The sequence below is a fragment of the Xanthomonas sp. CFBP 8151 genome, from assembly GCF_011761885.1.
GTDB lineage: Bacteria > Pseudomonadota > Gammaproteobacteria > Xanthomonadales > Xanthomonadaceae > Xanthomonas > Xanthomonas arboricola_B.
The window spans coordinates 644259-668446 of sequence record NZ_JAASQZ010000001.1 but is presented as its reverse complement, the minus strand read 5'-3'; the positions used below and the strand labels follow the sequence as shown (position 1 = coordinate 668446).

Below are 24188 nucleotides of genomic sequence, written 5' to 3'. Positions count from 1 at the left end.
CCCATGTCCCGTTTCTTCATCGACCGGCCGATCTTCGCCTGGGTTCTGGCCATCATCGTCATGCTGGCCGGCGCCCTGGCGATTCTTTCGCTTCCGGTCAACCAGTATCCGAACATCGCGCCGCCGGCGATCTCCATCACCGCCAACTATCCGGGCGCATCGGCACAGACCGTGCAGGACACCGTGGTCCAGGTGGTCGAGCAGCAGCTCAGCGGCCTGGACGGCCTGCGCTACCTGCGTTCGGAAAGCAACTCCGACGGCAGCATGACCATCGTGGTCACCTTCGAGCAGGACGTGGACCCGCACGTCGCCCAGGTGCAGGTGCAGAACAAGCTGTCGCTGGCGACGCCGCAGTTGCCGCCGGAAGTCCAGCAGCAGGGCGTCCGGGTGGTGAAGTTCCAGCAGAACTTCATGCTGGTGGCGGCGCTGGTCTCCGAGGACGGCAGCCTGGACGAGTTCGCGCTGGGCGACTACATCGTCTCGCGCCTGCAGGATCCGATCTCGCGCACCTCGGGCATCGGCGACTACCAGGTGCTGGGCACCCAGAACGCCATGCGGATCTGGCTCGATCCGCTCAAGCTCAACAACTACGGCCTGACCCCGGGCGACGTCATCGCCTCGGTCCAGGAACAGAACGTGCAGGTCTCGTCCGGCCAGATCGGCGGCCGGCCCACCGCGGGCACCGTGGAACTGAGCGCGACGGTGATCGGCAAGACCCTGATGCAGACCCCGGAGCAGTTCGGCGAGATCCTGCTCAAGGTCGAGCCCGACGGCGCCCAGGTGCGGCTGCGCGACGTCGCCGAGGTCGGGCTGGGCGCCGAGACGTTCTTCTTCAGCGTCGCCTACAACGGCCAGCCCAGCGCCGGCATCGCGATGCGCCTGACCAGCGGGGGCAACGTGCTGGACGCGACCGCGGCCGCCCGCGCCACGATCGCCGAGCTCGAGCCCACCCTGCCGCCGGGGGTCAAGGTCGTCTATCCCTACGACACCGCCCCGGTCGTCAACGCGTCGATCAAGGGCGTGGTGCAGACGCTGCTGGAAGCCATCGCGCTGGTGTTCCTGATCATGTACCTGTTCCTGCAGAACTGGCGCGCCACGCTGATCCCGACGCTGGCCGTGCCGGTGGTGCTGCTGGGCACCTTCGGCGTGCTGGCCGCGTTCGGGTTCACCATCAACACGCTGACCATGTTCGGCCTGGTGCTGGCGATCGGCCTGCTGGTCGACGACGCCATCGTCGTGGTCGAGAACGTCGAGCGCCTGATGCACGATGAAGGGCTCTCGCCGCTGGAGGCCACGCGCAAGTCGATGGACCAGATCTCCGGCGCGCTGGTCGGCATCGGCCTGGTGCTGTCGGCGGTGTTCGTGCCCATGGCCTTCTTCGGCGGCTCCACCGGGGTGATCTACCGGCAGTTCTCGGTCACCATCGTCACCGCAATGGGGCTGTCGGTCCTGGTCGCGCTGATCTTCACGCCGGCGCTGTGCGCCACCTTGCTGAAACCTGCGTCCAAGGAACATGCGCAGCCCAAGGGCCCGCTGGGCCGGTTCTTCGCCTGGTTCAACCGCAGCTTCGACCGCAGCGCCACCCGCTACGAGCGCGGCGTCTCGCGGATGCTCGCCGGACGGGGCCGCTACATGCTGGTGTTCGCGCTGATCGTCGGCGGCCTGGCCCTGCTGTTCCCGCTGATGCCGACCTCGTTCCTGCCCGACGAGGACCAGGGCGTGATGCTGGTCCAGGTGCAGATGCCGCCCAACGCGTCGCTGGAGCAGACCGACCGCGTCCTGGCCGAAGTGACCGAGTACTTCCTCGAAGAGGAGTCCGCGGTGGTGGAATCGGTGTTCTCGGTGGGCGGCTTCAACTTCGCCGGCCGCGGCCAGGGATCCGGCCTGGCGTTCGTCAAGCTCAAGGACTGGAGCGAGCGCGACGACAGCGTGTTCGACCTGTCCGGGCGGGCCATGCAGCGCTTCGCGCAGATCAAGGCCGGCACCGTCCTGGCCTTCGCCCCGCCCGCCATCATGGAGCTGGGCAACGCGACCGGCTTCAACTTCTTCCTGCAGGATTTCAGCGGAAGCGGCCACGAACAGCTGGTGCAGGCGCGCCGGCAGTTGCTGGAAGCCGCCGCCCAGCGACCCGAACTGATGCTGGTGCGCGCCAACGGGCAGGAGGACGAGCCGCAGTACGAGGTGCGCATCGACGACGAGAAGGCGCGCGCGCTGCAGGTCAGCCTGAGCGACATCAACACGACGATGACCGCGGCCTGGAGCTCGTCCTTCGTCGGCAACTTCATCGACCGCGACCGCATCAAGCGCGTGTACGTCCAGGGCACGCCCGGCTCGCGCATGGCGCCGGAAGACTTCGACAAGTGGTACGTGCGCAACGCCGAGGGACGCATGGTGTCCTTCGCCTCGTTCGCCACCGGGCGATGGGTCTACGGCGCCACCAAGCTCGAGCGCTACAACGGCGTCCCGGCGGCGGAAATCCTCGGCGAACCGGCCCCCGGCTACAGTTCCGGCGACGCGATGGCGGCGATCGAGGAGATCGCCGCCGGACTGCCCGCCGGCGCCCGCGTCGCGTGGACCGGCCTGTCGTTCGAGGAGCGCCTGTCCGGCGCGCAGACCCCCGCGCTCTATACGCTCTCGATCATCGCCGTGTTCCTGTGCCTGGCCGCGCTCTACGAGAGCTGGACGGTGCCGCTGTCGGTGCTGCTGGTCGCACCGCTCGGCGTCATCGGCACCGTGGCGGCGACGTTGATGCGCGGACTGGAGAACGACGTGTTCTTCCAGATCGGCCTGTTGACGACGGTGGGGCTGGCGGCGAAGAACGCCATCCTGATCGTCGAGTTCGCCAAGGATCTGTACGAGAACGAGGGACGCAGCCTGGTCCAGGCGGCGACCGAGGCGGCGCGGTTGCGACTGCGGCCGATCATCATGACCTCGCTGGCCTTCACCATGGGCGTGATCCCGCTGGCCGTGTCCAGCGGCGCCAGTTCGGGCAGCAAGCACGCGATCGGTACCGGCGTGATCGGCGGCATGGTGACGGCGACCTTCCTGGCGATCTTCTTCATCCCCCTGTTCTACGTAGTAGTAATGCAGCTGTTCCAGAAGAAGCGGCGGGATGCTGCCAACGAGCAACACGCAGCGTCCGTCACGGAGGGCTCGCCGTGAATCCTGCATCGACCCCTCCGGTTGCAGCCGACCAGGTGTCGTCCGCCGCCACGCACGCCACCGGGGAAGGACTCCCACCGGCGTGTCCCGCTTCGCTGTCCCCAAGCGATGGCGGGTCAATCCAACCGGCCCCCTTCCGGTTGGCTCATGCCTCCGCAACGGAGGATCCGGTCGTCCGATGTGACGACCCTGCCGAAGAGAAGGCAGGACGCCTTCCTTTCGGCATCTTCGAAACCGCACGCGACGCCGGACATGCCTTCGCCGTGGCAGGCAGGGGTGGACGACGCGAACCGCCTCTTCTCGCTCCGGGGCAGTCCGCCGAGCGTCCTTTCCGAACTGTTCCAAAACTCCTGCGCTTGCCGCCTGCCTCTTTCCGATGGCTGGCCCCCAGCGTGCTGGCCGTGGCACTCGCCGGCTGTGCCACAACCCTGGCGCCCCACTACGAACGGCCCGAAACGCCGATCGCGGCGCAATGGCCCACGCAACCGGTACCCGGCGACTCCCAGGCGCGAAGCGATCTGCCCTGGCAGTGGTTGTTCGCCGCGCCCGAACTGCAGCAGATGGTGCAACTGGCGCTGGACAACAACCGCGACCTGCGCGTGACCTCGCTCAACGTCGAGCGCGCCCTTGCCCAGTACCGCATCCAGCGCTCGCAACTGCGTCCCGACATCGGCGTGGGCGTGGCCGGCGACTCGGGACGCACGCCGGCGTCGATCTCGGCGACAGGCGTCTCGATGGTGAGCCGCGTCTACAGCGCCGAACTGGGCATCGCCTCCTGGGAACTGGACCTGTTCGGACGCCTGCGCAGCCTCAGGGACCAGGCCTTGCAAGACTTCCTGGCGACCAATGCCGCGCATCGCGCCGTCGAACTCGGCCTGATCGCCGGAGTCGCCAATGCCTACTTCAACCTGGCCGCCGATCACGAGCAACTGGCGCTGGCGCGCAGCACGCTGCAGGGCAGGCAGGAGGCATACGACCTGCAACGTCAGCTGCTCGAGATCGGCAACAGTTCCGAGCTCGCCCTGCGCCAGGCCGAGGCCGAACTGGAGAGCGCACGGGACCGGATGCTGGAACTGTAAAGCCTCGTGGCGTCGGACCGCAACGCCCTGGAACTGCTCGTGGGCAGCCCGCTGCCGCCGGAGCTCCGCCCGACGGCAACGCTGGAATCGATGCTGTCGCAGCAGGAGATTCCGGCAGGCCTGCCATCGGACCTGCTGCATCGCCGACCCGACATCCTGGCGGCCGAACATGCGCTGATCGGCGCCAACGCGAACATCGGCGCCGCTCGCGCAGCGTTCTTCCCCAGCATCCAGCTGACCGGCGGTGTCGGCCGCGCTAGCGACTCGTTGTCCAGCCTGTTCGACAGCGGGAACCGGGCATGGAGCTTCGTTCCACGGATCGATCTTCCGATCTTCAACAGCGGTCGCCTGCGCGCCAATCTGAAGGTGGCCAAGATCGAGCGCGACATCGCCGTCGCCGAGTACGAGCGCGCGATCCAGTCGGCATTCCGCGAGGTCGCCGATGCGCTGGCAGTGCATGCGGCCCTGGACGGAAGAACGTCCGCGCAGCAACGACAAGTTGAAGCCGCGCAGCGCGCCTACGACCTGATGAGCGCGCGCTATGAGAACGGTGTTTCGAGCCATCTCGAAGTGCTCGACGCCCAACGCACCCTGTATGCCGCACAGCAGAACTGGATCGGGATACGCCTTGCCCGGCAGTCGAATCTGGTCACGCTGTACAAGGCGCTGGGCGGCGACTTTTCCGTAGCACTGACGTCCTTGGGCCCCGACGATCCGGGCGGCACGGTCCGGCACGCATTCACTGCGACATCGAATCCTCCCAGGCACACGCTTCCCACCCACCCTTGAGGCCGCTCGCGTGTTGACCAACCTGAAAAGCATCGCATTCATCGTCGGAGAGACCCAGCACCAGACGTCCTCCGGACTCGTCAATCGCGCAGCCGCGCTTGCCCAGTTGCATGGGGCGCATCTGATCGGGATATACCGGGCATCCTCTTCAGGACCTTCCGACGGCAGCTATGTGCGCGGCACTGCCGCCATGCACGACGTGGCCAGCAGGATCGCACGTCATCGCGAAGAGCAGGCGCTGATCATCAGCAGGCATATCGCCGAGCTTTCTCGAAAGCATGGAATAAGCGCGGAATTCAGGATCATATGGAGCGACCACGTCGAGCAGAGCATCGTCGCGCACTCGCTGCACTGCGACCTCGTGGTCATGGGTCATCCCCTGCCCTCGGGATGGCCGGCTTCCTGGCTGCCCGAAAACATACTGGCCGCCAGCGGCATACCGGTACTGATCATTCCCGAGAGCTCGCATCACGACTACATCGGCGAACGGGTCATGCTGGCGTGGAACGGTAGCCGCGAAGCCCGTCGCGGCATCACCGACGCCATGCCGTTCATCGCCAACGCCGAGTCCGTGATCGTCCTGATCGTGGATGCCGACCGGCATCCACGACAGCATGGGTCGGAACCCGGCTCGGACATTGCCACCTATCTCGCACGCCACAACACGGACGTCGTCGTCGACCGGATCGCCTCGGATGGCTCGCCTGTCGCCGACGCGATCCTCGACCATGCGATTGCATCCGACGTCGATCTCCTGGTCATCGGAGCCTACAGCCATGCGCGCATGATCCAGCGCCTGGTCGGAGGCGTGACGGAAACGCTGCTGCACGAAGTGCCGGTTCCGTTGTTGTTGTCGATGTAGCCCGTATAAAAATCTGTGAAGCCGGAACTCACTGATCGCGGTACGCGCGAGCGACTACAGTTCGGAAAGGTCTGCGGGTCTGCGGACATCCACGTGCTGCATCCGATCGGACGGACTGTGGCGCACCCACCCTGCAAGGGACCTTGACCCGATGAAAAACCGAACTGGCATGAGCCGTCGCAGCGTTCTCACGACCGGCATGGGCATCGCCGCCACGGCGCTGCTCCCGACGGCATCCCCGGCCGCAAACCCGGCCGCGCCCCCCGTCGGCGCGCAGTCGCCCGACGTGCGCCGCCGCAGACTGGGTGCGTTGGACGTCTCGCCGCTGGGTCTGGGCTGCATGGGCGGCGCCAGCGCCATTCGAGCCCGGCACCGAGGCCAAGCCAAGATAGAAGAACTGCCAAGCCGATGACGCGACGATGGCGCGGTGGCCACTGCTACCGCGCCATCGTCGCAGGCCGAGAGGCCGGTTCTCGGAAAAGCTGGCAGACTCTAGCGCACGAAGCGCGCCAGATCGCACTGCGCGCAACGGACGTGCATAACATGTTCAATCATCCTGTGCCAACCCACGATAGCTCGCTGACCTTGGAGCGTGCCGATGCTGATTCTGACCCGACGTACTGGTGAGACCTTGATGATCGGAGACACCGTCACGGTCACTGTGCTCGACGTCAAAGGACACCAGGTGCGAATCGGAATCGCTGCACCGAAGGACATCGCAGTACATCGCGAAGAGATCTACCAGCGCATTCATGAGCACATTGCCCTGCCCACGGAAACAAAGGGAACGCGATCCAAGTAGAGACGCGAAGTGGCAGGCAAGCCAAGAGGTCTGGCAAGGTACGGCTGCCCTTTAACTGCTGTCACGAAGGTGACATCGCATAGCGAGTTGTCAGCCGCCACTACGGGCTCAACGCAACTTATAGGACCCGAGTCGACTCAACTTATGAGTTTGGCTCACAAAGCCATGCGAATTCTGCCCACTAATCTTAGCCAATAGGTAGGGTAGATTTTCTTTACATGGCACGTTCGCCCCCTCTCGGCAATGGGTCGTGCTCTAACCGATTGTGATCGCCTCGCTCTCAGCCAGTGAGGTGGCCAAGTTGCGTGTCTAGTGCCCAGTCCATAGCTCTGTCGTCCATGGAGGAATACACGGGAGGTCTACTGACTAGAAGAGGAGTGCAACCATGGAGTTGCGACACCTTCGCTGCTTTGTCGTCCTCGCCGAGGAATTGCATTTCACGCGCGCAGCCGAGCGCCTGCACATCGAGCAGTCGCCGCTGTCTCGAACCATCAAAGAGCTTGAGGACGAGGTGGGCACATTGCTGTTCTATCGCGACCGCCGAGGAACCCGACTGACCCAAGCCGGCTCTGTTTTCCTCCAGGATGTCCGCAGGGTGTTCACGACGCTGGACCAGGCACGAGAGAACGTGAGAGCCGTGTCCGCAGGCTATCGGGGCAGCCTGCGCATCGCGGTGTCCGATGGCGCGATTGACCCCCGGTTGGCCGCATTTCTTGCCTGCTGCCGCGAGGAGGAGCCGGAGATCGAGATACGCCTGTCCGAGGTGCCGCTTGCCGAGCAGCTGCGCGGACTCCGATCCGGTGATTTCAACATCGGCTTTGCACACACGGCCGATGTCGGCGATGGAATCATCGCTGAGCCGCTGTGGTGTGACCCGCTCGTCGTAGCCGTGCCAGCGCGCCATTCTCTCTTGGCCTACAAGGAAGTGCCGCTGCACGAACTGACCTGCAATCCATTGGTGATGTGCGACCCGCAAGCATGCGAAGGCTACAGCAGAGAACTGACCCGATTACTGCGCACACTGGAACGGGAACCCAGCATCGTCGAGCATGTGGTTTCGCTGGACATGATGCTCACGCTGGTCGCTGCAGGGTATGGAATCGGCTTCTCGACGGCCGCCAGGATCGCGATTTGCCGTCATCCCGGTGTGGTGATCCGGCCACTGGCGGTCGATTCGGCGCTGCTGACGACCTATCTGCTCAGGCTGGATAGCGAGAACCCGTCCATTCCACTGGACCGATTCACTGCACGCCTGCATGCGCAGATGACCGATTGATGGGGCGCGACGGCGGCGCCTGACTTACATCTTGAGGCCAGTATGCAGGTTGCTTTCGGTTGCAGCCATCAGGTCGGCTGCGCTGATCTTCAGTGCCCTGGAGATTCTGAGGATCAGGGCCAGCGTCGGCATGTGTTCTCCGCGCTCGATCTTTCCCATGTGCGAGCGCTCGATCTCTGCGAGAGATGCAAGTTCCTCCTGAGCGATCCCTTGCTCCATACGCGCAGCACGCACCGCGACGCCGAAGGCCAATGCTGGCTCAGGTTCATAGGTGGTCGTGCCAGCCGGGCGGCCTCGTTGAACAGTACGCTTTCGCATCAGCAAAAGCGTCGAATATCGCCGCGAATTAAACCACGTTAAATTTAACTCTTGATAGGATATCGGCCTGTTTCCTCCGCCAGAAACGCTTCCAGATGGCAGCCATGCGCGCCTCCAGTCGACCTCCGGTGCTCAAGCTCGGCGTCTCACCCGGCGTACCCTCGCCGCGATTGGCGGCACTGCTCGCGCTGCATCGGGCGGAGGAGCCGGAAACACCGATTCGGATGCAGGAAGCCTCTCCGGACGATCTCGTCGAAGGCGTGCAGGATGGCCGCTACGACATGGGCATGATCTTGGCGGGGATCACGGCACCGGCCATTGGCAAGCCGCTCTGGCGCGATGAGCTGGCGGTGGCGGTGCCCGTCCGATCGACCTTGCTGTGCCACGCCGCGATCCCCGTGACAGCGCTTCTGTCGTATTCCTTGTTCCCGTCCAGCCCCCAAGCCAGCGAAGTGCTGTTCGGTCACGAGCCGCCAGCGCTTTGCCGGATCACTTCGCACGAGTTGATGACCGTGCTGGTGGCCGCCGGCTACGGTGTTGGCATCGCCCCCCGCTCGCGCATCGTGCAGCTCCGGGGTTTGGGTGTCGTGATGCGGCCGTTGGCCGGAGGCACCTGCTGGATCGGAACGCAGTTGTTCCGATCCGAGCTTGGCGACTCACCCGCCATAGAGCGGTTCGTTGACCGTGCGAGCAAAGTGGCGGGTGACATTGGCCTCGACCGTCATCGGTGATGGTCACGCGCTGCTGAACACTGGCGACCCGCGACGCACCACCTGGTGCCCCGTGCGAGGTTGACGTCGTGCATGCGCTAACCACGTCGGCCAACGGCAACCCGCGCGCAGCCTTCAGCCCGGGGATGGCGGAACGAGACGCAGCAGCCTGGCACCGGGACCATCGGTCAGGACGTAGACCGAGCCGTCCGGTGCAACTTTGACGTCGCGCATGCGCTCGTCCATGTCGGCCAGCAGCACTTGCTGTCCGACGATCCGCCCACCATCCCGCAAAACGCGGCGCACCGTGCGCTCCTTGAGCGCGGGCACCAGCAGATCGCCTTGCCAGTCCGGGAACAGCACGCCGTCGTAGACCGCCAGGCCGGCAGGCGCGATCGACGGGGTCCACTCCAGCACTGCTTCCTGGTAACCCTCCAGGCGGCGGAACGGCGTCACGCGCGCGAAGGGATAGTCGATGCCGCCGGTCACGACCGGCCAGCCGTAGTTGCCGCCTGGCACGATGCGGTTGATCTCGTCGCCTCCGCGCGCGCCGTGTTCACTGATCAGTACATCGCCCGTTACTGGATCGACGGCGATTCCCTGTGCGTTGCGATGGCCGAGGCTGTAAATCTCGGGCGCGGCGCCAAGCTGCCCGTGGAACGGGTTGTCGGCCGGCGGCCGGCCCTCCCGGTCGATCCTGACCAGCGTGCCCAAATGGTTCGCGCTGTTCTGCGCCTCCTCCCGACGCGCGCTGCCGTCCCCGAGGGTGAGGACCAGCGTGCCATCGTCGAGGAACGCGAGACGTCCTCCGTTGTTGCCGGCGCGCGGCTTCGGCGTGGAGCTGAAAAGCACACGGACGTCCTCAATCCTGTCGCCGGCCAGCCTCGCCCGCACCAGGCGCGTACCATTCGCGCCTGGCTCGCCATAGCCCATCGTCAAGTACAGCCAACCGTTCCGATCGAACTCCGGGTCCAGCGCGACCTCCATCAGCCCGGCGACACCGCCCTGACGGAAGGTGAGGGGCAACCCGCCGAGCGCGATCGCCGAAGACGAGCCATCAGTCGCGACCGCCAGCAGACGTCCCCCCATCTCCGTCACGAGCGTGCGGCCGTCCGGCAGGAACGCCACCGACCAAGGCCGATTCAGTCCTGTCGCTATCGTCTGGACGCTGTAGGTCTGGGGATCTACCAGATCGGGCCGGTCGCCGCCGCCAGGCGCCATGACGAAGAACAGAACCGCGGGGACAAGCACCAGCGTCGCTCCTGCCAGGACGTGGCGACGAAGCGTTGCCGGAGCGGCGACATGCAGCCGCGTGGGCGACGTCATCGCGGCATAGAGCACACCACCGAGGATGCCCGTCACCGACATCAGGGCATGGCCGAACTGCCCGCGCGTTGCAGCGATCGCAGGCATCGGAATCACCGAACGCATCATCCAGAACGCGACCCATAATCCGGCAACAGCCATCGCGGCGAAGATGGCCATGCGCCAGGCCGGCGGTGCGGCCCGGGCCACCACGTGCCCCACCAGGAATGCGGGCAACAGTGCCGCTGCGGCGATGCCGGCCATGACGGGACCGAACCGCGCCACGTCTTCCAGTGTGGTCAGCGCTCGAATTGCAGCAGAAACAGGCACACCAAGTTCAATCAGTTGAGCAAGATTAATCTGCGTCTGGACGATGCTGGCGATGGCGCCTGTGGCCACGGCGGCGGCCGCAAAGGCGACTAGGTACTGAGAAACGTGCTTCATCTGCTTTGCCTATTCGCGACACGCCGGACAGGCGTGATCAAATCCTTTGTTGCCTATTGATTCCTTCTCAGAGTAACCCACACGAACCGACCTGGCCGCTAGCCATAAGCTTGCAAGCCTACCGGCTGACTGTCAGACCTTCTTGTCGTTTCCTGTACTGCCATGCACACCACGCGGACGGCCATCTGAAGATTGTCCGAGGTGACGGCTTCAATCGGCGGCAGCCCTCCGAACACATCGCATGGCCGCGTCAGTGCGTGGTAGATCTCCCAAGTGTCCACGCCTCGGGCCGTCTGTTTGAGGATGGCCTGGACAAGCCGGCGCTTGAGCGGATCGAGTTGCCAGTCCGGCACACGCTGGCCCCGGTTGCCCAGGCTGATCGACAACAGATTGCCGGCGGTGATCTCGTAGGTGATCCAGCGCCGCGACTTGCCGGCGAGCTTGCCGTAATCGGCGACCGACAGGTTGTGCGGCGCCTCCAAGATGTCGAGCAGGATCATCCGCTCGCGCTGGGCGTTGGAGATGGCCGGTTCCGTCCTGGGGGCGCGCACGGCGGACAGCCGCTGCATCGGGGCGGTGATCTGCGGGGAGCCCTCCTGGGGCTTGCTCAGCACCAAGGCCGACGTCGCGGTGATCGACAGCGATCCAGGCTCATCGGTATCGCCAGCCGCCGCCGGGAATCCTTCCAGACGGACGGTCAGGTGGGCGCTGGCCGCTTCGACCTGGCCTTGCTCGAACAGATCCAGCCGGTCGGCCCAGTCCTGCATCATCCGGCGCCGCTGCTCGACGTACTCGGCATGGTTGTAGGTCCTTCGGACCGGGTTCGGATCGACGTGGGAGAGCTGCGCATCGACCCACTTCTCGGGATAGCCGAACTCGTGCAGCGCGGTCGAGATGGTGGCGCGGATGCCATGACCCGTCAGCCGGCCATCGTAGCCCAAGCGCTTCACTGCGTGGTTGAGGGTGTTCTCGCTGATGCGCTTCTTCAGATCCTTCTCCCCGGGGAACAGATATTTTTGCGCCGGCTTCATCCGATCGAGCATGTGGCGAACGATCTCCACCGCCTGCGCCGACAGCGGCACGATGTAGGGCGGGATGTCCTCCGTCCGCAGGTTCTCCTTCTGCATCTTCAGTTCCAACTGCTTCACCACGTCCGGCGGGATGATCCACAGGCCGTCGTCGAGGTGGAACTGGTCCGGCGTCGCCAGGCGCAGTTCGCCGGTGCGCACCCCGGTCAGGAACAGCATCCGCACGCCGAGCTGGGTCTGCAGCCGGCCGGGATACTTGCGCAGCAGTTGCAGGAACTCAGGCAACTCGGGCATGCGCAGGAACGGGTTGTGACGCACGGGAGGCTGCGGCATGGCGACCACGTCCAGGTCGGAGGCCGGGTTGCGCTCCAGGCCAGGCACGATCACCAAGGCGTACCGGAACAACTGGTTGAGCCAGGTGCGGACCTTCTCGGCCACCGACGGCGCACCCCGCTTCTCGATGCGGCCGACGACTTCGAGGAGATCGGCGCGAGTGATGTCGTGGATCGACCGCTTGCGCAGCGCCGGCAGGATGTCCTTGTCGAAGGTACGTGGGATCTGCGAGAGGGTGGTCTGCCGCCCCTTCTTGAGGCGGCCCTGTTGGCGAAACTTGTACCACTTCTCATAGACCGCCTCGAAGGTGTTTTCCTCGGCTTGGGTAGCGTTCCGACGGTCCTTCTCGCGCTGTCGCAGAGGATTGATGCCCTGGGCCACGAGCGAGCGCGCATCATCGCGGCGGGTGCGCGCCTCGCGCAGGCTGATCTCCGGATAGGTCCCCAGGGACATCCGCTTCTGCCGACCGAGCCAGTAGTAGCGGAAGTACCACGACCTGGTGCCGGTCGCGGAGACGGCCAGGGTGAGACCGTCGTAGTCAGGGAGGTGTAGTCCTTTCCGGTGGCCCTGGCCTGCCGGACGGCTGCATCAGTGAGTGCCATGTCTGCTCCTGAACAGAGTCAGAAGTCAGATGCTCATCCCTTGGCCCGCTCACTCCCAGCAACAATCCGGTTCTGAACCAACCCGCTTTGCTGGACTTACGGCTGGACTTAAATGCCGTAGCTGCGGATGGATTTCAGTGGATCTCACTGGACGACTGTCAGTCGAAAAATCCTTTTCTGACAGTAGCTTATGGAACTCAGTGGATTTCCATGGAAGCTATCTTGGAGCGGGCGATGGGAATCGAACCCACGTCAGTAGCTTGGGAAGCTACAGCTCTACCATTGAGCTACGCCCGCGCGGCGTTGTGAGAGTTTAGGCGGGTGCGGTGTCAGGCGCAATGCGCAGACGTAACGAGGGCCGGTTGCCCGGCCCTCGTTTGCAACGCGCGTGGTGGGTGGATCAGAAGTTGCCGCTGAAATTCACGAACAGCGTTGCATCGCGGGCGCTGCGTTGGGCGGTGGTGGTGCTCAGGCCGACATTGCTCTGCAGGCCCCACAGGCCGGTGCGGGCACCCAGCACGACGGTCGCGTAGTTGCGATCGAAGTTCTGGCCCGGGACGGTGTACATGCCCACTTCCGGCATCGACTGCAGCCAGGCGCTGGCTTCGGTGCCGTCCTTGAACTCGTGGTCGTAGGTCGCCTGCAGATACGGCTTGACCGCAGCACCGTCCAGGCGCACCTGGAAGCCGATGCGGCCGACCATCGAGTCGATGTCCTGATCGGTGTAGCCCAATGCGGTGGAACTTTCGTTGCTCTCGGTATAGCCGTCGAGCTTGAGCTTCTGCCAGGTCAGGCCGACCACCGGGCCGTACTTGACGTTGCCTTCGCCCAGCGAATAGCCGGCGTTGAGCGCGGCGGTAAGGTTGCTGCCGTCCGGCGAGCCGCTGTGCACGCGGGTGGCCGGCCCGAGCTGCACTTCACGGTCGACGTCGTAGCTCAGCCAGCTGTAGCTGACCTGCGCATTGACCCAGACCGGGCCGGTGTACCAGCCAAAGAAGCCGCCCAGCGTGGTGTCGTCCTGCTTGAAGCTGCCGTTACGGTTGCCGAAGTCGGCGTCCATGCTGCCGAATCCGGCAAAGCCGCCGAACACCAGGTCGCCCGCAGTCCAGTCCACACCGAACAGGCCGGCCGGAGCCATACCGTCATACAGATCGGCGTGGTCGTAACGCTGCATGTCGCCACGCACGCTGCCCCACCAACGCAGGCCATCGGCGTCCGGCTTGCCGTCCAGATGCCAGGCCACCTGGTCGGCGCGCGCACGGCCGATCGCCTGCGCCGAATGCGTCAGCACCTGCTGCAGACGTGGCGCTTCCAGCAGCGAGATGGCGTACTGGCCCAGGATCTGGTGGGTGGCGGTGGTGGGGTGGATGCCGTCGGCGAACACATAGGTGTTCGGCGCATTGGCGGCGACCAGGCTGGTCGGGTTGCAGGCCGGCAGCGGCACGGCCGGGTTGCAGGCGGTGCTGGTGACGTTGCTGAAGCCGTAGGTGCCTGGATTGGCGACCACTTCCTGCAGGATGTGGAAGGTGTCGACCGGGATCACGCGCAGGCCGGCCGACCGCAGGCCATTGAACAATGCGGTGTTGTAGGCGGTTGCCGCAGCAGTGCCCTGCGCCATCGCGGCGGCACCGCCGGCACGGAAGCGCGGGGTGATGCCCACGTCCGGAATGGTCGGCACCATCACATAGCGCGCGCCGGCGGCCTGCAAGGCACCGACCGCACCGACCTGCGCGGTGACCGCGTTGCCGATGATGGCCTGCGCCTGGGCCGGCGCGGCTGCAGCGGCGAGCAGATCGTTGGCGCCGCCCCACACGGTGTAGAGCGCATTCGGGTTGGCCTGGCCGCCGTTGGCGCTCAGGTAGGTGTTGATCTGGCTGGTCACCGACGGCGCGGCACCGAGCACGCTGGTCGAGCTGGCCTGGATGCGGGCGCCGCCGGCAGCGTAGTTGTCGCCGGTCTGGCCGTTGCCGTTGGGGGCGGCATTGGTGCCGTAATGGTCGGCGACGTATTCGGCCCAGACCCAGCCCGGGTTGGTGGTGAACTTGCCGGTGACTGCACGCGAGGCGGCCGGCAGCAACGGGTTGTAGTAGCCGCTGTCGGTGAGGCTGTCACCGAAGAACACGGTCTGGTCGAACGCAGACGCGGCCATGGCCGGGGTGGCTGCAATGGCGATGGCCACGGCCATCAGGGAACGGATCGGGCGAAAGGTTGAAGCCATGGGAGTGCCTGCTCAAAGTAGGGTGGAACTGGACCGGACCTGCTGACGTACGCCGGCGAATGGCACATGGTTTCACCCTCGCCGCCCGCGCTCACGCTGCATTGCCGCATAACGCAAAAACGCGCGCCCTGGCGGCACGCGGTGCCACAATGATGACATGAACATTCAACTCAACGGCACCCCGCGCGAGGTATCCGACGACGTGCCACTGGCAACCCTGCTGGAGCAGGAAGGCCTTGCACAGCGGCGCGTGGCGGTGGAGGTCAATGGCGAAATCGTGTCGCGCGGGCAGCATGCCACGCACCGGTTGCGTGCCGGCGATGTGGTGGAGATCGTGCACGCGCTGGGCGGCGGTTGATGTGGCGCGCAGGCCGGCGCAGCTGCGCGCGATCGGTGATAATTGCCTGATGACCAATACCGCCCCCTCCGATGCGCTGATCATCGCCGGCAAGCCCTACCGTTCGCGCCTGCTGACCGGCACCGGCAAGTTCAAGGATCTGGACGAAACCCGCCTGGCCACCGAAGCGGCCGCCGCGCAGATCGTCACCGTGGCGATCCGCCGGGTGAACATCGGCCAGGACCCGAGCGCGCCCAGCCTGCTCGATGTGCTGCCGCCGGAGCGCTACACGCTGCTGCCCAACACCGCCGGCTGCTACACCGCCGAAGACGCAGTGCGCACCTGCCGGCTGGCACGCGAGCTGCTGGATGGCCACAACCTGACCAAGCTGGAGGTGCTCGGCGATGAGCGCACGCTGTATCCGGACGTGGTGCAGACGCTCAAGGCCGCCGAGCAGTTGGTCGCCGACGGCTTCGACGTCATGGTCTATACCTCCGACGACCCGATCCTGGCCAAGCGCCTGGAAGAGATCGGCTGCGTGGCGGTGATGCCACTGGCCGCGCCGATCGGCTCCGGGCTGGGCATCCAGAACAAATACAACCTGCTGGAAATCATCGAGAACGCCAAGGTGCCCATCATCGTCGATGCCGGCGTGGGCACGGCGTCGGATGCGGCGATCGCGATGGAGCTGGGTTGCGACGGCGTGCTGATGAATACCGCCATCGCCGGTGCGCGCGATCCGATCCTGATGGCAAGCGCGATGCGCAAGGCGATCGAGGCCGGACGCGAGGCATTCCTGGCCGGGCGGATTCCGCGCAAGCGGTATGCCTCGGCATCGAGTCCGGTGGATGGCGTGATTGGATGAGCGGGTGTGCTGCGTTGACATTGCAGTCGATGCGCAATGCTTGGCCGTGTGACGTGGCGGATGTGGCCGTTGCTGGATCGCGCGTTGCTGCAAGTGCTCCCTCACGCCGTAGCCTCACCCCATCCCCTCTCCCCAAGGTAGAGGGGCTTTTGTTTTTTGATGTGACTTCCTCATGACTGATCCTTTCACCAGCGACGGCGCCAAGATGCCGCCCAAGCCCTTCACCATCGAAGAGGGCCGCCGGCAGGTGCGCAGCTTTGTGCTGCGCCAGGGCCGCTTTACCCCGGCGCAGCAGCGGGCGTTCGACGAGTTGTGGCCGCGCTTCGGCCTGGACTACAGCGGTGCGCTACGCGATCTCGATGCGGCCTTCGGCCGTCCTGCACCCAAGGTGCTGGAGATCGGGTTTGGCAATGGGGCGGCATTGCGTTTCGCCGCACAGCAGGACCCCAGCCGCGACTACATCGGCATCGAGGTGCACGCGCCCGGCGTCGGTCGCCTGCTCAATGCGCTGGACGATGACGGCAGCACGCATGTGCGCCTTTACCACCACGATGCGGTGGAAGTGCTCGAACACGAGATCGCCGATGGCGCGCTTGACGAGGTGCGCATCTACTTCCCCGATCCATGGCACAAGAAGCGCCACAACAAGCGTCGCCTGATCCAGCCGGCGTTCGCGCAGCTGGTGGTGCGCAAGCTGCGCGATGGCGGCCGCCTGCACGCGGCCACCGACTGGGCCGATTACGCCGAACAGATGTGGGACGTGCTCGACGCCACCCCGGGCCTGGTCAATCGCGCCGGCCCGCGCGGCCACGTCGAGCGCCCGGCCTGGCGCCCGCAGACCCATTTCGAGACCCGCGGCCAGAAGCTCGGTCACGGCGTGTGGGATCTGCTGTACGACCGGGAATCGGGAATCGGGAATCGGGAATCGCAAGAGCAAACGGCGGTGCCCCCCGGATAACTCACAGCATCAGCGCTTTCCCGCTCTGCCAATTCCCTATTCCCGACTCCCCATTCCCGGCACCCGATGGACACCGCGCTGACACTGACCAACGATATGAAGCTCGTCCTCGGGCTGGTCGGTTTCACGATGGCGATGTTTTTGTTCGAGCGCATCCGCGCCGACGTGGTGGCGTTGATCGTGCTGGTGGTGCTGGGCGTCACCGGGCTGGTGGCGCCGGAAGAACTGTTCGGTGGCTTTTCCGGTAACGCGGTGATGAGCATCATCGCCACCACCATCCTCGGTGCGGGGCTGGAGCGCACCGGTGCGTTGAATCGGCTGGCGACCTGGCTGCTGCGGCGCTCGCACGGCAGCGAACAACGCTTGATGATGATGACGCTGGCCATCTCCGGCCTGAACTCGTCCTTCATGCAGAACCCGTCGGTGATGGCCTTGTACCTGCCGGTCGCCTCGCGTCTGGCTGCGCGCACCGGGCTGACCTTGCAACGCATGCTGCTGCCGATCGCCGCGGCCATCGTGATGGGTGGCGCGCTGACCATGGTGGGCAATTCGCCGTTGATCCTGCTCAACGATCTATTGGTCTCCGCCAACAACAACCTGCCCTCGGGCATGGCCAGCATCGAGCCGTTGACGATGTTCGCGCCGTTGCCGATCGGCGTGGCCTTGCTGATCGCCGCACTGCTGTATTTCCGTTTCTACGGCGACCGCAAGCTGATCGAAGAAGAACGCCTGATCAACGAAGGCGTCACGCCCTCGCGCACAGAGAGCTATTTCGCCAAGACTTATGGCATCGACGGCGATGTATTCGAGCTCACCGTCAGCGCCGAAAGCCCGCTGGTCGGCATGACCCTGGGCGAAGCCGAAGCGCTGCACGACGCGCCGCTGCTGCTGGCCTTGAAGACCGGCAACGACACTCGCCTGGCGCCGCCGGCCGACATGCGCATCTGGGTCGGCAGCGTGCTCGGGGCGATGGGCCCGCGCCAGGAAGTGGCCGACTTTGCGCAGAACCAGTTCCTGCGCATGTCCTCGCGCCTGCGCAACCTGGGCGACCTGTTCAACCCCAGCCTGGCCGGCATTTCCGAAGCATTGATTCCGCCCAACTCGCGGCTGATCGGCAAGACCGCCGCCGAGTTGCGTCTGCGCAAGCAGAGCGGCATCAGCCTGCTGGCGATCAACCGCGACAAGCAGGTGATCCGCGAGGACGTGCGGAATGTGGCGCTGCGCGGCGGCGACATGCTGGTGTTCCACAGCATCTGGCAGGACCTGGCGCAGGCAGCGGAAAGCCGCGATTTCGTGCCGGTGACCGACTTCCCCAAGGGCGAGCAGCGCCCGCACAAGTTCAAGATCGCCATGGCGATCTTCGCCTTCACCATCCTGATCGCGCTGACCTCGCGGCTGCCGGTGGCGCTGACGTTGATGACTGGCGTGGCCTGCATGCTGGTCAGCGGCGTGCTGCGCATGGACGAGGCATACGCCTCGATCAACTGGAAGACCATCTTCATGATGGCCGGCCTGATTCCACTGGGCTGGGCGATGGACAGCAGCGGCACTGCGGCCTGGGTTGCAGGCCACACCATCGACCGCCTGCCCGAGGGCATTCCGGTGTGGGCGCTGGAAATCAGTCTGGCGCTGCTGACCACCGCGTTTTCGCTGGTGATCAGCCATGTCGGCGCCACCATCGTGATGGTGCCGATCGCGGTCAATCTGGCGTTGGCAGCCAACGGCAACCCCACCGCGTTCGCACTGATCGTAGCGTTGTCGGCATCCAACAATCTGATGACCGCGTCCAACCCCGTGATCTCGATGGTGGCCGGCCCGGCCAACTATCAACCGCGCGAGCTGTGGCGCGTGGGCGCACCGCTGTCGCTGATCTACATCGTGGTGATGGTGTCGATGATCAACCTGATGTTCTGGTGGGCAGCGCGCTGAGCCGCACCACCTTCAGCAGTCACCCAAGCACCACCTGCTCGCCCTCGATGCGCACCGGTACCGCCAGCAGCGACTGACCGCGGCACGGGCCGCTGATGCATTCGCCGCCACTCAGCTCGAACGCTGCGCCGTGCGCTGCGCACACCAGATGGCCATCCTTGGTCTTGAGGAACTGGCCGGGCGCCCAATCCAGGCGGCGGCCGGCATGCGGGCAGACGTTCAACCAGGCACGCACCTGGGCGCCATCGCGATACAGCACCAGCGACTCCGGGCCGCCGTCCCAGACCGCCTCGACTTCCAGAAATCCGGCATCGGGAATCTGCGCCAGTTCGGCAAGCGTGGTAGACGATGACGATGAAGAGGACATGCAGTTAGCTGTGCGACAACGGACTGCGATTGTGGCACGCGTCTGCATCGCTCTGACGTGGTGGCTACCGCCCGCGCCGTTGCTGGCCCCACCGGCCTTGCTACGGGCCTATAAGGCGGCGTGCATCACCACATCGGATGTGATGGATTTAACAAAACGACCCTGAGCTTAACGAAGTTTTCACTCAATGACATGCAACCGCAACGATACTGCCTGCCTGTTTCCTGCCCGGCAGCCCACCGCCATGCCTGCACGTCTCTTCCAATTCGGCAACCTCCACCATCTGTTTGCCCCACGCAAGCCGCGTCACCCGCTGGTGCGGGTTGCCGCCGGCCTGGCGGGTCTGGTCATCCTTGCGGTGCTGATCTTCTTCAGCGTGTTCGTGGGCGCGGCGATGATCCTGGGCGGCATCGCCTGGAAGCTGTTGAGCAAGTCGAACCGTCGCACGCCGCAGCAGGCACGCGTGGTCGAGGCCGAGTACCGCGTGGTGCGCAAGCCCGCGCTGCCGTTGTCGCACTGAGGCGTCATTCCACCGCCTCCAGCGCGGTGAACATCCAATCCCGAATCAGTCGCGCAGGTATTGACCGGTCTGCGCGAGTTTGCGTGCGCCGATGCAAGCCGTGATAGCAGACCTGCCAGCCAGACGTTGTGCCGCACTGCACGCTGCAGCGCGGCGGTTCCGTCATGCACAGCCAAACGGCTAGACTCACGTGCCCTGTTCCCCAAGGATGCGTGCATGACCCACGATGTGATTCCCGCCGCCGATGTTCCGCGCATTCCGGTGGTTGGTGGCGGCAACTTTCCGGTGCACCGCATCTACTGCGTCGGCCGCAACTTTGCCGATCACGCGCGCGAAATGGGCGCCACTGCGCCAGCCTCCAAGGCAGAGCGTGGCCAGCCGACGTTTTTCATGAAGCCTGCCGATGCGATCGTGGTCGGTCATGGCGACCACATTCCTTATCCGCCCGGCACCAGGGAACTGCACCACGAAGTGGAGCTGGTGGTGGCACTGGGCAGCGATGCGCCGGCCGGTGAATTGCCGGTGGAGCAGGCAGAAGCGCTGATCTACGGCTATGGCGTGGGCCTGGACCTGACCCGACGCGATCTGCAGGCGGCCGCCAAGGCCAAGGGCCTGCCGTGGGACATCGCCAAGGGATTCGACCACTCCGCGCCGATCAGCGAGTTGGTGCATGCCGGCGAAGTAGGCGCGCTGGAAGCCTTGAACCTGTCGCTGGAGGTCAACGGCCAGGTACGTCAGCAGTCGTTGCTGGATCAGATGATCTGGAACGTGCCCGAGATCCTGCATGAGCTCTCCAAGCTCTACGCATTGCGCGCGGGCGACCTGATCTTCATGGGCACGCCGGCCGGTGTCGGCCCGCTGCTGCCGGGCGATCAGTTCAGCGCACGCCTGGAAAACGTCGCCGAGCGCCACGGCATCATCGCGGGCTGACACCCAGCCCGCTACGATCACGCCGCGGCAGTTGGTCCGCGACCGCATCTGGAGTGCGCTATGGGAATGGTCAGCGAATTCAAGCAATTCGCGATGCGTGGCAATGTCATCGACCTGGCGGTCGGTGTCGTCATCGGTGCAGCGTTCGGCAAGATCGTCACTGCGCTGGTGGAAAAGATCATCATGCCGCCGATCGGCTGGGCCGTCGGCAATGTGGATTTTTCGCGCCTGGCATGGGTGCTCAAGCCAGCCGGCGTCGATGCCACCGGCAAGGAAATTCCGGCGGTGGCGATCGGCTACGGCGATTTCATCAACACCGTCGTGCAGTTCGTGATCATCGCCTTCGCGATCTTCATGGTGGTCAAGCTGATCAACCGCCTGACCCACCGCAAGCCTGATGCCCCCAAGGGCCCGAGCGAAGAAGTGCTGCTGTTGCGCGAGATCCGCGATGCGTTGAAGAACGACACGCTCAAGACACCTGGCGTGCCGTAAGCGGACACGTCCGCTGCGCGACTTCGTGCAGGAGGATGACCTTTCGCACGCAGACGGGGGACCTCGCGCTGATAAGCTCGGGGTCCCCTTGTCGTTGGAGCCGCCCTGCATGCGTCGCCTCGCTGTTGCCATCTCTGCCCTCCTCGCCTGCGCGCCCGCACTTGCCGCACAGACCTCCATCGCCGATGGCGCATTGCGCACCGCCGCGCAGCTGCGCGAGCAGGCCCTGGCCGACACCACCGGCTTTGCGGTGGTGGAATCGTTGACCACCGAAGTGGGCCCACGCATTGCCGGTGGCGAGGCCGACCCGCGCGCGGTGGCCTGGGCCAAGGCCAAGTTCCAGTCGCTGGGCTTTGACAAGGTGTGGACCGAGCCGGTGAGCTTTCCGAAGTGGCAGCGGCGCAGCGAACAGGCCGCGGTGATCGGCGCGCATGCGCAGCCCCTGCACATCACCGCACTGGGTGGCAGCCCGGGCGGCACCGTCGAAGGCGAGGTGGTGCGCTTCGAAAGCCTGGCCGCACTGCAGGCCGCACCGGCCGGCTCGCTGGCCGGCAAGATCGCATTCGTCGATTACCAGATGACCAAGGCGCGCGACGGCAAGGATTACGGCAATGGCGGCGCAGTACGCAGCAAAGGCCCGTCGGAAGCGATCCGCAAGGGTGCGATCGGCTTCGTGATGCGCTCGGCCGGCACCGACTCGCACCGTGTGCCGCATACCGGCATCACCCGTTTCGATGAAGGCGTGACGCCGGTGCCGGCAGCGGCGTTGTCGGTACCCGATGCCAACCAGCTTGCGCGCCTGACCGCGCTGGGCAGCACGCGTGTGCGGCTGGCACTGGATTGCGGCTGGGATGGCACGGCGACCTCGTACAACGTCATCGGCGAAATCACCGGGCGCAGCAAGCCGAAGGAAGTGGTGGTGATCGGCGGGCATCTGGATTCGTGGGATCTGGGCACCGGCGCGATCGACGACGGCGCCGGCGTGGCGATCACCATGGCCGCAGGCCACCTGATCGGCCAACTCAAGCAGGCGCCCAAGCGCAGCATCCGCGTAGTGGCCTTCGCCAACGAGGAGCAGGGCCTGTACGGCGGCAAGGCGTATGCGGCCGCGCACGGCAAGGACGCCAAGGACATGGCGCTGCATCAGATCGGTGCAGAGAGCGACTTCGGTGCCGGGCGCATCTATGCGTTCAACACCGGCTCGGCGGCACCGGACGAGTCGCGCGCAGCGACCAGACAGATTGCCGAGGTCCTCGCGCCGTTGGGCATCGCGTATGAGCCGAGCAAGGGCGGCCCTGGCCCGGACGTCGGGCCGATTTCCGCCAAGGGTGGCGCCTGGGCATGGCTGGCGCAGGACGGCACCGACTACTTCGATCTGCACCATACCGCCGACGACACGCTGGACAAGATCGACCCCAAGGCGCTTGCGCAAAATGTCGCGGCCTACACGGTGTTTGCGTACCTGGCGGCCGAAGCCGATGGCGATTTCGGCAGCCGCGCGAAGGGTGTGCAGCCGCCGAGCGAGTAACTGCATTTGACGACGCCGCGGGCGCACCTCGGTTGAGTGCGCGCGGCACAGGGGGCGCAGGGCGCGCGTTGTCTGTGCCGAGACCCGACATCGGCAGTGACGATTGCCAGCGGCCGGGCATGTCTGGTGCGCCGCGGGCCCAAGCACACCCCCGCACTTCGCTTCCCCTCCAGGACGAGCACACACAATGGCGGCCAAGCGCCAACGCAGTGCGAACACCGCAGCGACCTTGCTGGATGTCGCCAAGCACGCCGGCGTCTCGCCGATGACGGCGTCGCGCGTCATCAACCGCCACCCGCATGTCGGCAAGGAGATGCGTGGGCGCGTGGAGGCGTCGGTCCAGGCATTGGGGTACCGCCCCAACCTGGCGGGCCGTTCGTTGCGCACCAGCGGCCTGTTGCGCATCGGGGTGTTGTACAGCAATCCCAGCGCGGCGTATCTCAATCAGTTCATGCTCGGCCTGCTCGAGCAGAGCAGCCTCAATGGCAGCCAGGTGCTGGTGGAAAAATGCGGCGCCATCCGCAGCCAGCGCGCCGCCACCGAACGTTTGCTGGCGGCCGGCGTGGACGGCGTGATCCTGCCGCCACCGTTATGCGATTCGCGCCAGACCATCGCCGAGCTCGATGCACGCGGCATCCCGGTCGTGGCGGTGGCGAGCGGCGCACCGATGGCGCAAATCAGCTCGGTGCGCATCGACGATTACCAGGCCGCGCGCGCCATCGTCGACCACCTGATCGAACTGGGCCATCGCCGCATCGCCTTGATCAAGGGCGACCCCAAGCACACGCCAAGCGCGTTGCGTGCCAATGGCTATCTCGACAGCCTGCAGGCTGCCGGCCTGCCTGTGGCCGAAGAGTTGATGGCAGACGGTCTGTTCACCTATCGCTCCGGCCTGCTCGCCGCGCGCAGCCTGCTCGCACAGGCCCAACCGCCTACCGCCCTGTTCTGCAGCAACGACGATATGGCGGCTGCGGCCGTTGCGGTCGCACACGGCCTGGGCTTGCGCGTGCCCGAGGACGTGTCGGTCGCCGGCTTCGACGACACCCCGGTTGCCACCACCATCTGGCCCGAGCTCACCACCGTGCATCAACCGGTCACCGCGATGGGCCGCGCGGCGGTGTCGCTGCTAGCCGATGCGATCCGCCAGCGACGTAGGGGCGATCCCGCGCAGGGCGTGCACCAGGTGATGAAGTACACCGTGGTCAAGCGCGGCTCGACGGCGGCTCCGCCGGCGCGGTAAGCGGTGCGTCGATCCGCATCGTGTGACGCCTGCGCCCTGACACACAAAAAAACGGCCGCATCGCTTCCCGACGATGCGGCCGAATGGGAGGGTG

The 24188-nt window shown here is 65.5% G+C and carries 20 protein-coding genes, 1 tRNA gene and 1 pseudogene; 16 read left to right on the top strand and 6 right to left on the bottom strand.

Going from position 1 to position 24188, the window contains the following annotated elements; genetic code table 11:
* The first annotated feature begins 3 nt into the window (after nt 1-3).
* From FHT08_RS02845 to FHT08_RS02825, 6 genes are all read left to right on the top strand, one after another.
* Nucleotides 4-3162, top strand: a complete 3159-nt coding sequence (locus FHT08_RS02845) for an efflux RND transporter permease subunit (protein ID WP_166774226.1) — start codon at nt 4-6, stop codon at nt 3160-3162.
* Between the two features lie 356 nt (nt 3163-3518).
* Complete coding sequence (locus FHT08_RS20175) at nt 3519-4241, top strand: TolC family protein (protein WP_343204125.1); 723 nt, start codon at nt 3519-3521, stop codon at nt 4239-4241.
* A gap of 6 nt (nt 4242-4247) precedes the next feature.
* Nucleotides 4248-5030, top strand: coding sequence for an efflux transporter outer membrane subunit (locus tag FHT08_RS20170; protein ID WP_343204124.1), 783 nt, complete (start codon nt 4248-4250; stop codon nt 5028-5030).
* Between the two features lie 10 nt (nt 5031-5040).
* Entirely contained in the window at nt 5041-5892 is an 852-nt protein-coding gene (locus tag FHT08_RS02835; RefSeq protein WP_166774225.1) for a universal stress protein, read from the top strand.
* 598 nt (nt 5893-6490) lie between these two features.
* Nucleotides 6491-6694 carry a carbon storage regulator CsrA gene (csrA, locus tag FHT08_RS02830; protein ID WP_166774224.1) on the top strand — a complete coding sequence of 68 codons (204 nt, stop codon included), beginning with the start codon at nt 6491-6493 and terminating at the stop codon, nt 6692-6694.
* Between the two features lie 385 nt (nt 6695-7079).
* A complete protein-coding gene (locus tag FHT08_RS02825; RefSeq protein WP_166774223.1) occupies nt 7080-7970 on the top strand; it encodes a LysR substrate-binding domain-containing protein in 891 nt (296 codons plus the stop codon).
* Nucleotides 7971-7994: 24 nt separating this feature from the next.
* Here FHT08_RS02825 and FHT08_RS02820 read toward each other — a convergent pair whose 3' ends face one another.
* Nucleotides 7995-8288, bottom strand: a complete 294-nt coding sequence (locus tag FHT08_RS02820) for a helix-turn-helix transcriptional regulator (RefSeq protein ID WP_166774222.1) — start codon at nt 8286-8288, stop codon at nt 7995-7997.
* A 104-nt stretch (nt 8289-8392) separates the two neighbouring features.
* Between FHT08_RS02820 and FHT08_RS02815 the strand changes: the two genes are divergently transcribed.
* The gene (locus tag FHT08_RS02815) at nt 8393-9019 is read left to right on the top strand and encodes a LysR substrate-binding domain-containing protein (protein ID WP_166774221.1); all 627 of its coding nucleotides are present in this window, start codon (nt 8393-8395) and stop codon (nt 9017-9019) included.
* 114 nt (nt 9020-9133) lie between these two features.
* Here FHT08_RS02815 and FHT08_RS02810 read toward each other — a convergent pair whose 3' ends face one another.
* From FHT08_RS02810 to FHT08_RS02795, 4 genes and pseudogenes are all read right to left on the bottom strand, one after another.
* Complete coding sequence (locus FHT08_RS02810; protein WP_166774220.1) at nt 9134-10747, bottom strand: PQQ-dependent sugar dehydrogenase; 1614 nt, start codon at nt 10745-10747, stop codon at nt 9134-9136.
* A 98-nt stretch (nt 10748-10845) separates the two neighbouring features.
* A pseudogene (locus FHT08_RS02805) lies at nt 10846-12710 on the bottom strand (integrase arm-type DNA-binding domain-containing protein).
* A gap of 223 nt (nt 12711-12933) precedes the next feature.
* Nucleotides 12934-13007: transfer RNA gene (locus FHT08_RS02800), tRNA-Gly, on the bottom strand.
* Nucleotides 13008-13110: 103 nt separating this feature from the next.
* A complete protein-coding gene (locus FHT08_RS02795) occupies nt 13111-14895 on the bottom strand; it encodes an autotransporter domain-containing protein (RefSeq protein ID WP_166774757.1) in 1785 nt (594 codons plus the stop codon).
* A 190-nt stretch (nt 14896-15085) separates the two neighbouring features.
* Here FHT08_RS02795 and thiS point away from each other — a divergent pair, with 190 nt between their 5' ends.
* From thiS to FHT08_RS02775, 4 genes are all read left to right on the top strand, one after another.
* On the top strand, nt 15086-15286 hold the full coding sequence (thiS, locus tag FHT08_RS02790) for a sulfur carrier protein ThiS (RefSeq protein WP_047127117.1): 201 nt from the start codon (nt 15086-15088) through the stop codon (nt 15284-15286).
* 49 nt (nt 15287-15335) lie between these two features.
* Nucleotides 15336-16130, top strand: a complete 795-nt coding sequence (locus FHT08_RS02785; protein WP_166774219.1) for a thiazole synthase — start codon at nt 15336-15338, stop codon at nt 16128-16130.
* 172 nt (nt 16131-16302) lie between these two features.
* Nucleotides 16303-17088 (top strand): tRNA (guanosine(46)-N7)-methyltransferase TrmB, encoded by a 786-nt coding sequence (gene trmB / locus FHT08_RS02780; RefSeq protein ID WP_166774218.1) that lies wholly within the window; start codon nt 16303-16305, stop codon nt 17086-17088.
* Nucleotides 17089-17154: 66 nt separating this feature from the next.
* The gene (locus FHT08_RS02775) at nt 17155-19017 is read left to right on the top strand and encodes an SLC13 family permease (protein WP_046344012.1); all 1863 of its coding nucleotides are present in this window, start codon (nt 17155-17157) and stop codon (nt 19015-19017) included.
* A 19-nt stretch (nt 19018-19036) separates the two neighbouring features.
* Here FHT08_RS02775 and FHT08_RS02770 read toward each other — a convergent pair whose 3' ends face one another.
* Nucleotides 19037-19384, bottom strand: a complete 348-nt coding sequence (locus tag FHT08_RS02770) for a Rieske (2Fe-2S) protein (RefSeq protein WP_166774217.1) — start codon at nt 19382-19384, stop codon at nt 19037-19039.
* A gap of 244 nt (nt 19385-19628) precedes the next feature.
* Here FHT08_RS02770 and FHT08_RS02765 point away from each other — a divergent pair, with 244 nt between their 5' ends.
* The 5 genes from FHT08_RS02765 to FHT08_RS02745 all read left to right on the top strand — a co-directional run bounded on the left by FHT08_RS02765 (nt 19629) and on the right by FHT08_RS02745 (nt 24094).
* Nucleotides 19629-19904: a hypothetical protein gene (locus tag FHT08_RS02765; RefSeq protein ID WP_046346044.1), complete on the top strand. Its 276-nt coding sequence runs from the start codon at nt 19629-19631 to the stop codon at nt 19902-19904.
* A gap of 216 nt (nt 19905-20120) precedes the next feature.
* The gene (locus tag FHT08_RS02760; RefSeq protein ID WP_016903332.1) at nt 20121-20834 is read left to right on the top strand and encodes a fumarylacetoacetate hydrolase family protein; all 714 of its coding nucleotides are present in this window, start codon (nt 20121-20123) and stop codon (nt 20832-20834) included.
* A 60-nt stretch (nt 20835-20894) separates the two neighbouring features.
* Entirely contained in the window at nt 20895-21326 is a 432-nt protein-coding gene (mscL, locus tag FHT08_RS02755; RefSeq protein WP_046344017.1) for a large-conductance mechanosensitive channel protein MscL, read from the top strand.
* Nucleotides 21327-21435: 109 nt separating this feature from the next.
* Complete coding sequence (locus FHT08_RS02750) at nt 21436-22854, top strand: M28 family peptidase (RefSeq protein WP_104604940.1); 1419 nt, start codon at nt 21436-21438, stop codon at nt 22852-22854.
* A gap of 187 nt (nt 22855-23041) precedes the next feature.
* Complete coding sequence (locus FHT08_RS02745; protein ID WP_104604942.1) at nt 23042-24094, top strand: LacI family DNA-binding transcriptional regulator; 1053 nt, start codon at nt 23042-23044, stop codon at nt 24092-24094.
* Nucleotides 24095-24188: the final 94 nt, after the last annotated feature.

Bases quoted from the DNA above. Each gene is read 5' to 3' on its own strand.
- FHT08_RS02845 (WP_166774226.1), top strand. From the start codon at position 4: ATGTCCCGTTTCTTCATCGACCGGCCGATCTTCGCCTGGGTTCTGGCC.
- thiS (WP_047127117.1), top strand. From the start codon at position 15,086: ATGAACATTCAACTCAACGGCACCCCGCGCGAGGTATCCGACGACGTG.
- FHT08_RS02760 (WP_016903332.1), top strand. From the start codon at position 20,121: ATGACCCACGATGTGATTCCCGCCGCCGATGTTCCGCGCATTCCGGTG.
- FHT08_RS02810 (WP_166774220.1), bottom strand. From the start codon at position 10,747: ATGAAGCACGTTTCTCAGTACCTAGTCGCCTTTGCGGCCGCCGCCGTG.
- trmB (WP_166774218.1), top strand. From the start codon at position 16,303: ATGACTGATCCTTTCACCAGCGACGGCGCCAAGATGCCGCCCAAGCCC.
- FHT08_RS02815 (WP_166774221.1), top strand. From the start codon at position 8,393: ATGCGCGCCTCCAGTCGACCTCCGGTGCTCAAGCTCGGCGTCTCACCC.
- FHT08_RS02765 (WP_046346044.1), top strand. From the start codon at position 19,629: ATGCCTGCACGTCTCTTCCAATTCGGCAACCTCCACCATCTGTTTGCC.
- FHT08_RS02795 (WP_166774757.1), bottom strand. From the start codon at position 14,895: ATGGCCGTGGCCATCGCCATTGCAGCCACCCCGGCCATGGCCGCGTCT.
- csrA (WP_166774224.1), top strand. From the start codon at position 6,491: ATGCTGATTCTGACCCGACGTACTGGTGAGACCTTGATGATCGGAGAC.
- FHT08_RS02820 (WP_166774222.1), bottom strand. From the start codon at position 8,288: ATGCGAAAGCGTACTGTTCAACGAGGCCGCCCGGCTGGCACGACCACC.
- FHT08_RS02770 (WP_166774217.1), bottom strand. From the start codon at position 19,384: ATGTCCTCTTCATCGTCATCGTCTACCACGCTTGCCGAACTGGCGCAG.
- FHT08_RS02750 (WP_104604940.1), top strand. From the start codon at position 21,436: ATGCGTCGCCTCGCTGTTGCCATCTCTGCCCTCCTCGCCTGCGCGCCC.
- FHT08_RS02745 (WP_104604942.1), top strand. From the start codon at position 23,042: ATGGCGGCCAAGCGCCAACGCAGTGCGAACACCGCAGCGACCTTGCTG.
- FHT08_RS02785 (WP_166774219.1), top strand. From the start codon at position 15,336: ATGACCAATACCGCCCCCTCCGATGCGCTGATCATCGCCGGCAAGCCC.
- FHT08_RS02825 (WP_166774223.1), top strand. From the start codon at position 7,080: ATGGAGTTGCGACACCTTCGCTGCTTTGTCGTCCTCGCCGAGGAATTG.
- mscL (WP_046344017.1), top strand. From the start codon at position 20,895: ATGGGAATGGTCAGCGAATTCAAGCAATTCGCGATGCGTGGCAATGTC.
- FHT08_RS02775 (WP_046344012.1), top strand. From the start codon at position 17,155: ATGGACACCGCGCTGACACTGACCAACGATATGAAGCTCGTCCTCGGG.